Raw genomic sequence first — 12,847 nt, 5'->3', positions numbered from 1 at the left:
ACCAGGGCCCGCACCGCCCCGAGCGTGGACATGGCTGCCAGCACAGCCTGACTCGACGGAGGAAGGACGTGTGCCCGGAGTTCCACTCATCGGGATCGCGAGACGTCTTCGTCCTCCAGGCGGCTGTTCGCGGCGATGGGGCCGATTCGGGATCAGGCGGATCGGCTCGGCTGGGAGGTCGGCGTCACCTGGAACCAGGCCCGTGAGATCGCGGCCCCGTGGCGAACCGCATCGACGGCCTGCACGGCGGCGTCCAGTACCGCGCCGGCCACACGCGCGCCGGCGGCCCGGTTCTTTCCCGAGGCCGGCACCTACTTCACCGAGCGAACGCACGCTGTCCGGGACACACTCCGTGCCGACCGGGCCTGGTGATGAGTTGTCGCGCCCGCGCCCGTCATACCTACGACGGGACATGACGAGGCGGAAGGATGACGTGATGAGTGCGGACACGCGGCTGGAGGAGCTGGGCGTGGGCGGTCTGGGCGAGGTCGATGAGCCGGCGTTCTCGGGGCTGGCTGAGCGGCACCGGCGGGAGCTGCACGTGCACTGCTACCGGATGCTCGGGTCGTTCGAGGACGCCGAGGACACCGTGCAGGAGACGTTCCTGCGTGCCTGGCGGCGGCGGGAGACCTTCGAGGGGCGGTCGACGTTCCGGGCCTGGCTGTACCGGATCGCCACCAACGCCTGCCTGGACCTGCTCGCCAAGTGCCGTCCGGAGCCTGCGACCGGCGGCGAGGTGCTGTGGCTGCAGCCCTACCCGGACCGGCTGCTCGACGAGCTGCCCGCGGGCGACGCGGACGAGCCGGAGACCGTCGCGGTCGCGAGGGAGACGATCGAGCTGGCGTACCTGGTCGCAGTCCAGCACCTCGCGCCGCGTCCGCGGGCCGTGCTGATCCTGCGGGACGTGCTCGGCTGGCCGGCGAAGGACGTCGCGGAGCTCCTCGGGGACTCCGTCAACTCCGTGAACAGCGCGCTGCAGCGGGCCCGCGCCGGAATGCGGGAGCACCTGCCCGCCGAGCGGCAGGACTGGACCGGCGGCGAGGAGGACGCCGGGACGCGCGAGCTGGTGCGCCGCTATACCGACGCCAGCGTGGCCACGGACGTCGGCGGGCTCGCCGCACTGCTGCGGGACGACGTCCGCTTCTCGATGCCGCCCACGCCGGGCCTGTACGTCGGGCGCGACACGGTGGTGAACGGCTGGGTCGAGAGCGGCTTCGAGGGCCTGAAGCACCTGCGGGCCGTCCTCACCTCGGTGAACCGGCAGCCCGCCGTCGCCTTCTATCTCTGGCGGAAGCGGGAGGGCGCGTACCTGCCGCTGACGATCGACGTCCTGCGCGTCACCGCAGGGGCGATCACCGAGATCGTCACGTTCCACGACGACCGGTTCCCGCGGCTCGGGCTGCCGGAGCGCCTGCCGGCGGACGGCACGGAGTAGTCCCGGTGCGGACGCTCGCGGGTGGTCGCGGCCGAGTGGTGTGAGCCGTTCGGCGTCGTCACCCGCAGGCGGGTGCAGCTGGAACTGCGCGGCGGCGAGCCCGAGCCGGTCCTCGGACTCGACGCCGGGTTCTGGCTCCGCGGCACCGGCGTCCGCGCCCTGCGGAACCCCGGCCGTCGCACGGCCAGCACATTCTCACGCCCAGGGCCAGTTCCGTCACATGCCGGTCAACACACCCCGTACGCCAGTCACCGAGCGAGCCACACCCACCGGTTCCGCGGGCTCGTCGGCACCGGCTTCGTTGCCACGCTCGCAGCGATGGTGGCCACCACTCTCGCCGCTGCGCTTGCCCAGGCCGTCGGCGTCGACTTCGAGGTGCCCGATGGTGGCGAGTCGATCCCGTTGTCCGGGTTCGCCGTGGTGACCGGCTTCTTCTCGGTCGTGGGCATCGCCATTGCCGTCGCTCTTCTTCGTTGGAGCGCCCGCCCCGCCGCGCGATTCGTGTGGACGGCAGTGTCGCTGACCGCGATCTCGTTGGTCCCGCCCCTCCTCTCCGGAGCGAACACCGCCACCACCAGCGCCCTCCTCGGGCTACACCTCGTCCCTGCGACGGTGATGATCCCCACCCTGACGCGGAGCCTCCCAGGGTGGCCTGGTCGAGTTCGTCGACGCCGCCGGTGACGGCGCGCAGCATGTTGCGCCCGCCCCGCCCGGCGCCGTCGGTGGCGGTGCCGCCCTCGCGAAGGCCGGTTTACCGCCAGGGCTCTTGGCGGTACCCGGACCGGTCGGCGTACGGGTTCGCGTACCCGTCCGCGTGGTCGTCCCGGTAGGCCTGGTGGCGGTGGTGCCGGACGGCGGAGCGTGAGACGCCCAGCAGCGAGGTGATGATGGCGATGCCGATCAGGAGGTAGAAGGCTGCGGTTTCCATCTGGGTGAGCAGGTCGGTGTCGTGGAGGAACACCTGGAGGACGACGAGGACCATGAACAGTGAGGCGATCCAGGTGAAGAACTGCGAGGCTTGAGGCGTGGTCGACATCAGCAGGTGCAGCAGGCCGGTGGCGAGCAGGGTCAGGATCGCGGCCGAGACCGGGAAGGCGAACATGGCGTAGTCGGCGGCCTGTCGCAGGCCGCCGGGGCTGAGGATGGGCGCGTGGAGGATTTTGTGCAAGACCATGACGCCGATGAGCGCCACGCCTGCGGCGACGAGCGCGGTCGCCGCGCCTCCGGCCCATAGCCGGCTCGCGTCGGCGCGGGTCTGCTCGTCCCATGACATGTCGGTCGATCGCATTGTTCTCTCCTCAGGCGAGGCCGTGCCTAAAGGGTTTGGCCTCTCATCGGTTCGGAACGTCACCAGCGCGTCGAAGCGTTACGCAACGTCAACACGGTGGTAACTCACTTCTCGCCCAAACGCACAGTGGCACCGGCGAACTCGACTCATGAGCCTGTGGGCCGGCGCCCGCGCGTCGTCCGGCAAGCCGATCGGGCGGTGCCCATTGCGGCGCCCCGGGGTGATCCGCCGGCCGCTGCTCGGATTTTCGAGTCCCGTTGCGGGCGAGGCCGCCCCGGGGTTACGGGGGCAAACCCCGGGACAGCATGGATGCGAAGCGGTACAGGGGGTGACCGCCGCACATCACCTACAGCGCCACGCGGGTCAGATCCGTTACAGGCCGGTCGTTGTTCCGTGGCCACCCACAGAGCGGAGCCGTCCGACGGAGGGCGAACGCCGGCCGATGGCTGTCCTCGCTCTGCATGGAGAGCGGCCGACCGTTACGCGGAGCCGTCCGTCAGTGCGGAGTTCCGGCGGTGTGCGTACGTGTGAGGTCGGCTGCTCACGGCGCCTTGCCGCCCGCCTTGCCTGAGTTGATGGCGGCGATCGCGTCGTCGACGGTCTCGGTGATCGTAAGGACCTTGGTGAGCTGAGTGGTGTGGAACACCTTGTACACGCGGTCGCTGGCGCCGGCCAGTGCCAGGGAGCCATCGCGTGAGCGCAGGCGATGCAACGCGCCGATGAGCACGCCCAGCCCGGTGGAGTCCAGGAAGACGACGCCGGACAGGTCGATCACCAGGTGCACGCGGCCCTCGTCGATCACGTTGATGAGAGTGTCGCGAAGCTTCGGTGCGGACGCTATCTCGATCCATCCGCTCACTTCGATGACTGCGATCTCGCCGACCAGATGGTGGGTGACGTCGAAATCCATGCGGGATCCTCCAGCCCTCGGCGGTGAGCCAAACGGCATGATGCCTAGAACGTAACAGCTCGATAGCCGGGCGCGGCCGTGGATGTTCACCGGCTTGCTGGAGTCGGCGAGTCCACCGGGCGCAGGGTGAAGGGGCGCGGGACGGCTCGAGATTCGGCGCGAGGCCGCGTACGGTGACGTGGCCGACCGGTCTGGCGGTGTAATCGATTGAGGCACTATCAACTGCTGTGCCTCAACGCGCGATCCTCATATGACGGAGTCTCCATCCCGGTGTCGGCCACGGCTGGGAGCGAGGGAGTCCCGCGGCGGCGGCTCGACCCAGTGACCGCTCGCGAGGTCGGAGCTGCCGGCTTGCTTGGACGCGTGGTGGCGGGCCCTGCCCTTCGAGCCCTCGATGGGCAGGGCCCGGCTTGTCGAGCCTCTGCGATGTTCATCGGTCTGCCGGGTGAGGGACCGACTTCTTGGGCTTGTGGGGCAGGGGCTTTTTCGGATCGGTCTTCGGCTTCTTCGTTGGGTGCGGGTGCCGTTGGCCATGGGCCGTACCGTGTGGCCGTTCTCCATGCTTGTCGTGTCGGAAGGGGATGCGAGGGCGGTCAGTTCGACGCGTGGGTCGCGAACGTTCGAGACGTCGCCGGGGTACGGGTGCTCGGGGTGTGCGGGTAGCCCAGCGGGCCGGGGAGACGATATGACGCGGCCGCCGCGGTGATACCTCCCGTGAGTGTGAGCAGGATCGCTTTGATGCCGGCCGACGTTGCCGGCCGTTGTGAGCGAGGCGGAGTGGCGCGGCGTGAGCGTGCTTTCGTTCATACCGGATGCCCCACATCGTTGAGAAGACGCTCGAGGCGGCGTAGCCCGCGATGCGCCGCCGTGCGTACGGTTCCGGGGCGCTTACCGACAATTCTCGCGACCGTCTTGGCATCCAGGCCGACCACGACACGAAGCACGACGATCTCCGCTTGGTCGCGTGGCAGGCACGCGATCAGACTGAGGGCGGCTTGGGTGGACAGGGTGTCCAGCGCCTGGTTCTCGGGGTTCTCGGGTGCGGGCCGTTCCGGCAGGTGGCCGTGTGGTGTGTTCTCGGTCGGGCGGCGTTGAAGGTAGCGCAGGTGGTCCAGGGCGCGATGGCGTGCGATGGTCGCCGTCCAGGCTCGGAAGCGGTCGATGTCTCCGCTGAAAGAGCCGATGTCCTTGGCGATGTGCAGCCATGCTTCCGAGGCGACGTCTTCGGCTTCCTGACCGACCAGCGTCCGAAGGTAGCGCAGGAGTCGGGGTTGGACCTGGCGGTACAGCGTGCGGAAGGCCTCTTCGTCCCCCTCCCGCGCCGCTTCCAGAGCACGGTCGAGATCGACCGGCGGTGAGGTGTCCACTCCGCTGCTCAGCCGAGGTGCGCGGTCGAGCCCGTGTACGTGACCCATCGACGCCATGATGGGTCATTTCCGGGCAACTTGCCTGGAATTCCTTGGGCCGACCGGCGAGTGCGGATGGCCTGACGGAGCATGGGCCTTGGCGGTCTGGCGTACGGATGAGCCGTATCGGCTGGCCACCACCGTAGCGGTAACACCGGCGAGTTCCTCGGCGCTGAAGGTGTCGGTGGAGGAGTGATAGGCGCCGCACGGCGCCGGGTTCCTCATCGAGGCGTCGTGCGGTCACGGGCGCGGCAGGCCGGGGAAGCGGGGCCGGCCTGCCGCGGCCGTACATGCGGCGCCACGCAGGCCAGGGTGGCCGGTCCTTTAGTACCGCTCACCATGCCCCGGAGCAGAAGCGCGTGTCCCCCTATCCGCCCGTGGCGGATATGACCGGTGTGGACCCCCTCGTCGGGCAGGTGTTGCCCTGCCTCTGGTCGGTTCCCTGGTCAGCCCCGCCACCACCGGAACAATCAACGGCAGGTAGACGGCGAACCGCATTACTCCTCCCGCTCCAGCCGTTCAGGCGCACGCTCCACGCCGTTTTCCAGCAGGGCCCGCAGCAACGTCGCATCGCTGGTCGCAAGGTCGCTGACGAAACGCGTCAGCATCTGCTCGCGATCCGGACCGTAGGCCAGCACCTGATGCATCCGGCGCGCGGTCAACCCCGAGGCGTCGGTGACCGGCGCGTACGCGAACGCCCGTCCGGACGAGACCCGCGACAGGACCTGCTTGTCATAAAGCCGCGAAAGTGTGGTCACCACCGTGGTGTAGGCCAGGCCACCGCCCAGGCGCTCCAGCACCTGCCCAGCGGTCAACGCCTCGGACGCCTCCTGCAGCACCGTAAGGACCTCGGAGGCAAGCGCTCCATTGGGTCGTCGCCCGCCGGCCGTCCCGCCGCTGCCCGCCTTCACGGTTTGATCACCGTCCGTTCATCCTCTACAGTCGCAGCAAACTTCTACACCTGAGTAGAAGAAGCGTGCTGTCCGAGTGTGTCACGCTCGGCCACCCGCCGCACCACCGCAGGCCCTGGGGCCTCCTGTCAGAACAAGGACCGTCCGCCGATGACATCGCCTGCCGCGGCTTCCGCCGATCACCTGCTCGCCCTGAACGGGCCTTCCATCGACGGCACGTGGTACCGCGGCATGACCGGCTTCGCTCAGCGCACTCCCTGGCTTCAGCCTCTGATGACCGCCTACACCACCGTCGGCGTCCTCCTGCTGTGCGCTCTGCTGGTCCTCGCCTGGTGGAACGCCCGCCGCCGTGGTGACCTGGCCGCCATCACCGCCGTCGCGTGGGCAGGGGTCGGCACTCTGGTCTGCGTCGCCGTGGCCACGGCGCTCAAGCAGGTGTTCGCCGAGGGCCGCCCCTGTCTGGCGATCGCCCATGTGACCACCGTGCAGCCCTGTCCAGGCCCGAGCGACTACGCCTTCCCCTCCAACCACACCGCCCTCGCCGCCGCGCTCGCCGCGGGCATCTGGCTGGCCAGCCGCAGACTCGGCCTGATCGCAGCGGTCTTGGCCCTGCTGGAAGGCTTCTCCCGCGTCTACCTCGGTCAGCACTACCCGCACGACGTGCTGGCCGCACTGGCTCTGGCCGCCCTCATCACCTTCGGCGGCTGGCCGCTGACGCGCCGGCCTCTCGCGTACCTGATTCACTGGTTCGTACGCACGCCGCTCCGGTTGCTCCTCACCGGCACCCGCTGAAGCCCGGGTCCGACAGGCCCGGCCGACCCGAACCTGGCCCATCGTCGGCGCCGCCTCGCACCACCCGGGCGGTACGGGCCTGCATGCCCGGCAGCGCCCGGATGGCCTCGCCGGTGCCGGCCTTGGCGCCCGCCTCCAGCACCCCGATTTCCGGCGGGCTATGGCGCTTGCGAAGGACCTCGCCGGGGAGTGAGTACGGCAAGCACCACCACCACGATCACCAGCGCGGGGACGTCGCCGATCAGATGGGTCCAGGCGTTGGGGTCCATTGCGGCGTGCACTGCCATGACGGCGGCGTGCGCCAGGCTGGACCACACGGTGAACCAGATCAGAGACAGGTGGCCGAACGGGTCGCGGGAAGCTCGGATCAGGAAGATTCCGAGTGTCGCGTAGACCACCGCGATCATCTGTTCGTACTCGGGTTGCCCTGGATGCCAGCGGAAACCGGCGTGCCAAAGGTTGATCATCGGATACACGCCGGCGACAAAGATGATCCCGACCGCGATGAGGGCGATTCGAAGGCGCCGCTCCTGAGTCATTTACGAACCTTCCGCGCAGGCCGCCGCGAGACTATCCGCGTCGCATGAGGCGTCCGATCGCCGACATCATCTCCGTCGTCATCTCGTCGCTGCGCCCTTCGGCGGTCGCCTCCTTGACGCAGTGGCGTACGTGGTCGTCGAGCAGGCCGAGGGCGACTTTGTCGAGGGCCGCCTGGATGGCGGAGATCTGCGTGAGCACGTCGATGCAGTAGCGGTCTTCGTCGACCATGTTCTGGATCCCGCGGACCTGACCTTCGACGCGGCGCAACCGAGTCTGCAGTTGGTCCTTGGTTGCGGTATAGCCGCGAGTCGGCGCGGTGGTGCTGGCAGGCGTCATGTTTCCCACTGTACCTCTACCCCCTAGGGGTATGTTACCTTCTCGTCCTGGCAAGTACCCGTAGGGGGTATCCGTATCAAGGGAGCAGACATGTGCACATGTGAGACCGGCGCCGCCTCGACGGCCGCGCCGACCGAATCGACGGGCCGCACCTACACGGTCACGGGCATGACCTGTCAACCGTGCGCGACAAAGGTCACCGCGGCGGTCGAGCAGGTCGACGGCGTCACCGCTGTCACCGTCGACCTGGCCGCCGGACGCATCGCGGTGGCGGGCACCGCCACCGACTCCGCGATTCACAGCGCCGTCACCGGCGCCGGTTACGAGATCGCCACGATCTGACCGTTTCGGCGGTCTTCATCCGGGGCGCGGCCTGCGCGCCGCGCCCCGCGGAAGGGAATTGGGATGTCTGCTGATCCTCGGCGCTGGTGGGCACTGGTCGTGCTCGCCGGTGCCCAGTTCATGGTCATCATGGATACCTCGATCATCGGGGTGGCCCTGCCCGACATGCAGCACGCCCTGGGCTTCAGTCCGGGCGGCCTGCAGTGGGTGTTCAACGCCTACGTCGTCGCGTTCGGCGGCCTGCTACTGCTGGGTGGCCGGCTGTCGGACCTGCTCGGCGCCCGCCGCGTCTTCGCCATCGGATGGCTGGCGTTGATCGCCGGGTCGGTCGTCGCGGCGGCGGCGAACGGTCCCGCGCTGGAGGTGACCGGCCGGGCCGTCCAAGGTGTCGGAGCGGCGTTGATCGCGCCTGCGGCGATGACGCTATTGATGGTTCTGTTCGCCGGGCAGCCGAACGAACTGCCGAAGGCGATGGCCTTCTACGGTGCCGCCGCACCGGCCGGAGGGACCGCCGGCGTCTTCCTCGGCGGTGTCATCACCGAGTGGCTGAGCTGGCCGTACGTCTTCATCATCTACATCCCGATCGGCCTGCTGAGCCTTCTGATGACCCCAGCCCTGCTGCCGGCCGTCCCGGGCCGGAAGGCGGGTCTGGACCTGGCCGGAGCCGTCGCGGTCACCGGCGGCCTGGCGCTGGCGGTGTACGCGATCGTGCAGGCGCCCCAGCGCGGCTGGGGCACGAGCACGACGATCCTCCAGCTCGCCGGCGCGGTGGTCCTGCTGGCCGCGTTCGTGCTCATCCAGCGACTGGTACGACGGCCGCTCATGCCGCTGTCGGTCTGGCGCACGCCCAACCTCGCCGGAGCCAACGTGGCGATGACGCTGCTGGGTGCGGCATGGATCCCGATGTGGTACTTCCTCAACCTCTACCTGCAACAGGTCGTCGGATACGGCGCGTTCCCCAGCGGCGCCGCGCTGGTTCCGATGACCGCGCTGATGATGATCCTGATGGTCGGGGTGACCGGCCGGCTCATCGCCCGCTTCGGCACCAAGCCGCTCATCGTCACCGGCCTGGTCGTGCTCGCCGGCGGGCTCGGCGTACTGTCCACCGTCCGCGCGCACGGTACCTTCCTCGCCGACGTGCTACCCGGCTCACTGATCTCCGCGGTGGGGATGGCGCTCGTCTTCATCCCGGCCACCATGGCGGCGATCGGAGCCGTCCCGCCGGAGCAGGGCGGGCTGGCCTCCGGAATCGTCAATACGACCTACCAGATCGGCTCGGCGGTAGGCCTGGCCGTCATGACCGCCATCGCGACCTCGAAGGGAGCGAGCCACCTCGGCGACCCGCACTCTCTCACGAACGGATTCCAGGCCGCCTTCATCGGTGCCGGCGTCGTCGCCCTCGCCGGTGCGATCCTCGGCTTGATCTCACTTCGCACCCCACGGTCGGCACCGACACCCGACCCGGAGACCGTCAATGTCTGACCAGCAACGATCGCCTGACCGGTATCACGTCGCGACAATACCCCCGGCCGGCTGAACGGCGTCACCGATGTCCAGGTCGACCTGGCCTCCGGCCCGGTTTAAGCTGAGCGTCTTCGCACTCGGGCCGGCAACGGTGTTCGGCGTGGCCTGATGGGGCCGGTCATCTGGCCGGCCCCATCAGGGCAAGCACCGAGGCAACGAACACCCGCACCGACATGGGGGAGTTCGCCTTCCGCATCCTGGGCGCGGATGGCCGCCGGGAGCCGGTCACAGCCAGAGACGGCCGAACCTCACACAAACGGCGCCTCACCTCGAAGTCGCAGGTCAGGCGCCATTTCGCATGCTGATCAAGACGTGGGCACAGCTGGATTCGAACCAGCGACTCCTGGTTTGTAAGACCAGTGTGATCAAGGATCCGATACCGTCGCTGACCTGCGAAAATACTTACACATCCAGTCAGCCCCGACGGGATTTGGGCAACTAATCGGCACGGTAATCAGGAGAGGGTGCAGTCTGAGGCTCGTCCGAGGGCCGCGGATCGTAGGGACATCGTGCCCGACAAGGGACATCTGGCAGGTCGCACAGTCCGGCCGTGGCAGTGGAGCACTTCATCGAGGCGCTATCGGCGAGATTGGCGTCCTGGCGGAACAGGGCGTTCTCTCAGTTGTGGAAAGGCCAGCGTCGTGGATGGGCCACGCCGACTGGGTGGCCAGAGGACGGACACTGGCGCTTGATCGCGGCAGCCCTACGAGCTGGCAGACGAAGCCCTCGCTGATCTTGCCCTCTCAGCTACAGCGGCCATGACGTCGCCGTCTGCGCCTGGCGAGCGCACGCTATCCGGGGCACGCTCGGTGCCGGCCGGGCCTGGTGATGAGTTGTCGCGCCCGCATCCGTCATATCTACGACGGGACATGACGAGGCGGAAGGATGACGTGATGAGTGGGGACACGCGGCTGGAGGAGCTGGGCGTGGGCGGTCTGGGCGAGGTCGATGAGCCGGCGTTCTCGGGGCTGGCTGAGCGGCACCGGCGGGAGCTGCACGTGCACTGCTACCGGATGCTCGGGTCGTTCGAGGACGCCGAGGACACCGTGTAGTAGACGTTTCTGCGTGCCTGGCGGCGGCGGGAGACCTTCGAGGGGCGGTCGACGTTCCGGGCCTGGCTGTACCGGATCGCCACCAACGCCTGCCTGGATCTGCTCGCCAGGTGTCGCCCGGAGCCTGCGGCCGGTGGTGAGGTGTTGTGGCTGCAGCCCTATCCGGACGGGCTGCTCGACGAGTTGGCCGTGGGCGAGGTGGAGGAGCCGGAGGCCGTCGCGGTCGCGAGGGAGACGATCGAGCTGGCTGGACCGGTGGTGAGGAGGACGCCGGGACGCGCGAGCTGGTGCGCCGCTATACCGACGCCAGCGTGGCCACGGACGTCGACGGGCTCGCCGCACTGCTGCGGGACGACGTCCGCTTCTCGATGCCGCCCACGCCGGGCCTGTACGTCGGGCGCGACACGGTGGTGAACGGCTGGGTCGAGAGCGGCTTCGAGGGCCTGAAGCACCTGCGGGCCGTCCTCACCTCGGTGAACCGGCAGCCCGCCGTCGCCTTCTATCTCTGGCGGAAGCGGGAGGGCGCGTACCTGCCGCTGACGATCGACGTCCTGCGCGTCACCGCAGGGGCGATCACCGAGATCGTCACGTTCCACGACGACCGGTTCCCGCGGCTCGGGCTGCCGGAGCGCCTGCCGGCGGACGGCACGGAGTAGTCCCGGTGCGGACGCTCGCGGGTGGTCGCGGCCGAGTGGTGTGAGCCGTTCGGCGTCGTCACCCGCAGGCGGGTGCAGCTGGAACTGCGCGGCGGCGAGCCCGAGCCGGTCCTCGGACTCGACGCCGGGTTCTGGCTCCGCGGCACCGGCGTCCGCGCCCTGCGGAACCCCGGCCGTCGCACGGCCAGCACATCCTCACGCCCAGGGCCAGTTCCGTCACATGCCGGTCAACACACCCCGTACGCCAGTTACCGAACGATGGAGGAAGTACATGAACAGCATGAATGACACCGGGGTCGTCGCAGGCCCGGCATTGGGCCAGACCAGCCACACCCACCGGTTCCGCGGGCTCGTCGGCACCGGCTTCGTTGCCACGCTCGCAGCGATGGTGGCCACCACTCTCGCCGCTGCGCTTGCCCAGGCCGTCGGCGTCGACTTCGAGGTGCCCGATGGTGGCGAGTCGGTCCCGTTGTCCGGGTTCGCCGTGGTGACCGGCTCTTCTCGGTCGTGGGCATCGTCATTGCCGTCGCTCTTCTTCGTTGGAGCGCTCGCCCCGCCGCGCGATTCGTGTGGACGGCAGTGTCGCTGACCGCGATCTCGTTGGTCCCGCCCCTCCTCTCCGGCGCGAACACCGCCACCACCAGCGCCCTCCTCGGGCTACACCTCGTCCCTGCGACGGTGATGATCCCCACCCTGGCGCGGAGCCTCCGCACCCGGACCGATTGACGATCCCGCAACCGGACAACGCGCGGCGCAAGGACGTGCGGGCGCTCACGTGGCCCCGGTTGACCTCCTATTCGTCGACCCTGCGGCAGGCGGCGGAGGCGGTGCCGATGATTCAGAGCACGGCGCCGATCGCGACGATGGCGGTGAGATGGCCAGCGTGGAGGAGTCCGCGGAACCGCGTCCCAGGTCCTGACGGCGCGTCGCTTCCTCGGCCGACGGTTACGACGTCCCTGAGCCGGCGGTGCTCAAGAAGCGCCCGCTGAACCCAGCGCCGGTGCTGGGGAAGTATTACCGGCTCCACCGGCCGTATCTGGCCGCTTCGGCAGTGAGCCTTTTTCACTACGTGCTGGCGATGCTCGAGACGAGCAGGATCGATGCTCGTGGCGCTACGACCATCTGGGCCGGCCTGGGAGAGTTCCTGCGAACCCAGGCCGAAGGGATCCTCGCGTGTGATTTCTTTCATGCCGAGACGATCACGCTCGCCCGGCTGTACTGTTTCGCGGTCGTTGAGCACGCCACCCGCCGGATGCATATCCTGGGCGTCACCGCTAATCCGAGGGCTGGCCGGGTAGCCCAGCTGGCTAGGAACTTGATGCTGGATCTGGGGGAGCGGGCGGTTCGTTCAAGTTTTTGATTCGTGACCGGGAAAGCAAGTTCACCGCGCCGTTTGATGAGGTGTTCCGCGCTGAAGGAATCCGGGTCGTGCGCACAACCGCTCAAGCACCTCGTATGAACGCGATCATGGAACGCTGGGTCGGCAGCGTACGCCGCGAGATCCTGGACCGGATGCTAATAGTCAACACCGCGCATCTGCGCAAGGTTCTCACCGAGTAGAAGACCACTCCAACGCTGCTCGCCGTCCCCACCGCGCCTTAGACCAGGCCAGCCCGCCGCGGCTGTTACCCGACCCGGTTGACGCCGATGTCAAG

At 68.7% G+C, this 12,847-nt stretch carries 16 protein-coding genes and 1 pseudogene; 11 read left to right on the top strand and 6 right to left on the bottom strand.

All coding sequences use genetic code 11. The annotated features are described in order from the left end of the window. The first annotated feature begins 436 nt into the window (after positions 1–436). Together OG417_RS40150 and OG417_RS40145 are read left to right on the top strand one after the other, a co-directional pair. Entirely contained in the window at positions 437–1,435 is a 999-nt protein-coding gene (locus tag OG417_RS40150) for an RNA polymerase subunit sigma-70 (protein ID WP_329240351.1), read from the top strand. A gap of 21 nt (positions 1,436–1,456) precedes the next feature. Continuing rightward, positions 1,457–2,116 carry a DUF6069 family protein gene (locus OG417_RS40145; RefSeq protein ID WP_329240349.1) on the top strand — a complete coding sequence of 220 codons (660 nt, stop codon included), beginning with the start codon at positions 1,457–1,459 and terminating at the stop codon, positions 2,114–2,116. A gap of 70 nt (positions 2,117–2,186) precedes the next feature. Here OG417_RS40145 and OG417_RS40140 read toward each other — a convergent pair whose 3' ends face one another. The 4 genes from OG417_RS40140 to OG417_RS40125 form a co-directional block, all read right to left on the bottom strand. Next, positions 2,187–2,723 carry a DUF6069 family protein gene (locus tag OG417_RS40140; protein WP_329240348.1) on the bottom strand — a complete coding sequence of 179 codons (537 nt, stop codon included), beginning with the start codon at positions 2,721–2,723 and terminating at the stop codon, positions 2,187–2,189. A gap of 541 nt (positions 2,724–3,264) precedes the next feature. Next, positions 3,265–3,633, bottom strand: a complete 369-nt coding sequence (locus OG417_RS40135; protein ID WP_329240347.1) for an STAS domain-containing protein — start codon at positions 3,631–3,633, stop codon at positions 3,265–3,267. Positions 3,634–4,436: 803 nt separating this feature from the next. Next, entirely contained in the window at positions 4,437–5,000 is a 564-nt protein-coding gene (locus OG417_RS40130; RefSeq protein WP_329240346.1) for an RNA polymerase sigma factor, read from the bottom strand. 536 nt (positions 5,001–5,536) lie between these two features. Further along, on the bottom strand, positions 5,537–5,950 hold the full coding sequence (locus tag OG417_RS40125; protein ID WP_329240345.1) for a BlaI/MecI/CopY family transcriptional regulator: 414 nt from the start codon (positions 5,948–5,950) through the stop codon (positions 5,537–5,539). 150 nt (positions 5,951–6,100) lie between these two features. Between OG417_RS40125 and OG417_RS40120 the strand changes: the two genes are divergently transcribed. Further along, entirely contained in the window at positions 6,101–6,742 is a 642-nt protein-coding gene (locus OG417_RS40120) for a phosphatase PAP2 family protein (protein ID WP_329240342.1), read from the top strand. Between the two features lie 158 nt (positions 6,743–6,900). Here the strand turns inward: OG417_RS40120 and OG417_RS40115 are convergent, their stop codons facing one another. Next, a complete protein-coding gene (locus OG417_RS40115; protein WP_329240340.1) occupies positions 6,901–7,281 on the bottom strand; it encodes a DUF6632 domain-containing protein in 381 nt (126 codons plus the stop codon). Positions 7,282–7,312: 31 nt separating this feature from the next. Further along, complete coding sequence (locus tag OG417_RS40110) at positions 7,313–7,618, bottom strand: metal-sensitive transcriptional regulator (RefSeq protein WP_329240338.1); 306 nt, start codon at positions 7,616–7,618, stop codon at positions 7,313–7,315. Positions 7,619–7,708: 90 nt separating this feature from the next. On the opposite strand from OG417_RS40110, the gene OG417_RS40105 reads away from it, so the two are divergent. The 8 genes and pseudogenes from OG417_RS40105 (at position 7,709) to OG417_RS40070 (ending at position 12,752) form a co-directional block, all read left to right on the top strand. Then, positions 7,709–7,960: a heavy-metal-associated domain-containing protein gene (locus OG417_RS40105; RefSeq protein WP_329240337.1), complete on the top strand. Its 252-nt coding sequence runs from the start codon at positions 7,709–7,711 to the stop codon at positions 7,958–7,960. Between the two features lie 63 nt (positions 7,961–8,023). Further along, complete coding sequence (locus tag OG417_RS40100) at positions 8,024–9,442, top strand: MFS transporter (protein WP_329240335.1); 1,419 nt, start codon at positions 8,024–8,026, stop codon at positions 9,440–9,442. Between the two features lie 935 nt (positions 9,443–10,377). Next, positions 10,378–10,536 (top strand): hypothetical protein, encoded by a 159-nt coding sequence (locus tag OG417_RS40095; RefSeq protein ID WP_329240333.1) that lies wholly within the window; start codon positions 10,378–10,380, stop codon positions 10,534–10,536. 9 nt (positions 10,537–10,545) lie between these two features. Continuing rightward, positions 10,546–10,950, top strand: coding sequence for a sigma factor (locus OG417_RS40090; protein ID WP_329262953.1), 405 nt, complete (start codon positions 10,546–10,548; stop codon positions 10,948–10,950). After that, positions 10,848–11,192 (top strand): hypothetical protein, encoded by a 345-nt coding sequence (locus tag OG417_RS40085; RefSeq protein ID WP_329240331.1) that lies wholly within the window; start codon positions 10,848–10,850, stop codon positions 11,190–11,192. The genes OG417_RS40090 and OG417_RS40085 overlap by 103 nt, the downstream gene beginning before the upstream one ends. Positions 11,193–11,412: 220 nt before the next feature. Continuing rightward, positions 11,413–11,918: pseudogene (locus OG417_RS54630) on the top strand (DUF6069 family protein). A 241-nt stretch (positions 11,919–12,159) separates the two neighbouring features. Further along, the gene (locus OG417_RS40075; protein WP_329240327.1) at positions 12,160–12,552 is read left to right on the top strand and encodes a hypothetical protein; all 393 of its coding nucleotides are present in this window, start codon (positions 12,160–12,162) and stop codon (positions 12,550–12,552) included. After that, complete coding sequence (locus OG417_RS40070) at positions 12,549–12,752, top strand: hypothetical protein (RefSeq protein ID WP_329240326.1); 204 nt, start codon at positions 12,549–12,551, stop codon at positions 12,750–12,752. The genes OG417_RS40075 and OG417_RS40070 overlap by 4 nt, the downstream gene beginning before the upstream one ends. Positions 12,753–12,847: the final 95 nt, after the last annotated feature.

The sequence above is a fragment of the Actinoallomurus sp. NBC_01490 genome (genome assembly GCF_036227085.1).
GTDB lineage: Bacteria > Actinomycetota > Actinomycetes > Streptosporangiales > Streptosporangiaceae > Actinoallomurus > Actinoallomurus oryzae.
The sequence above is the reverse complement of the archived record's forward strand: the minus strand, read 5'-3'. Positions and strand labels throughout refer to the sequence as shown.

Coding starts and splice junctions, on each gene's coding strand:
- OG417_RS40150 (WP_329240351.1), top strand. CDS start 437: ATGAGTGCGGACACGCGGCTGGAGGAGCTGGGCGTGGGCGGTCTGGGC.
- OG417_RS40140 (WP_329240348.1), bottom strand. CDS start 2,723: ATGCGATCGACCGACATGTCATGGGACGAGCAGACCCGCGCCGACGCG.
- OG417_RS40135 (WP_329240347.1), bottom strand. CDS start 3,633: ATGGATTTCGACGTCACCCACCATCTGGTCGGCGAGATCGCAGTCATC.
- OG417_RS40120 (WP_329240342.1), top strand. CDS start 6,101: ATGACATCGCCTGCCGCGGCTTCCGCCGATCACCTGCTCGCCCTGAAC.
- OG417_RS40115 (WP_329240340.1), bottom strand. CDS start 7,281: ATGACTCAGGAGCGGCGCCTTCGAATCGCCCTCATCGCGGTCGGGATC.
- OG417_RS40110 (WP_329240338.1), bottom strand. CDS start 7,618: ATGACGCCTGCCAGCACCACCGCGCCGACTCGCGGCTATACCGCAACC.
- OG417_RS40105 (WP_329240337.1), top strand. CDS start 7,709: ATGTGCACATGTGAGACCGGCGCCGCCTCGACGGCCGCGCCGACCGAA.
- OG417_RS40100 (WP_329240335.1), top strand. CDS start 8,024: ATGTCTGCTGATCCTCGGCGCTGGTGGGCACTGGTCGTGCTCGCCGGT.
- OG417_RS40095 (WP_329240333.1), top strand. CDS start 10,378: ATGAGTGGGGACACGCGGCTGGAGGAGCTGGGCGTGGGCGGTCTGGGC.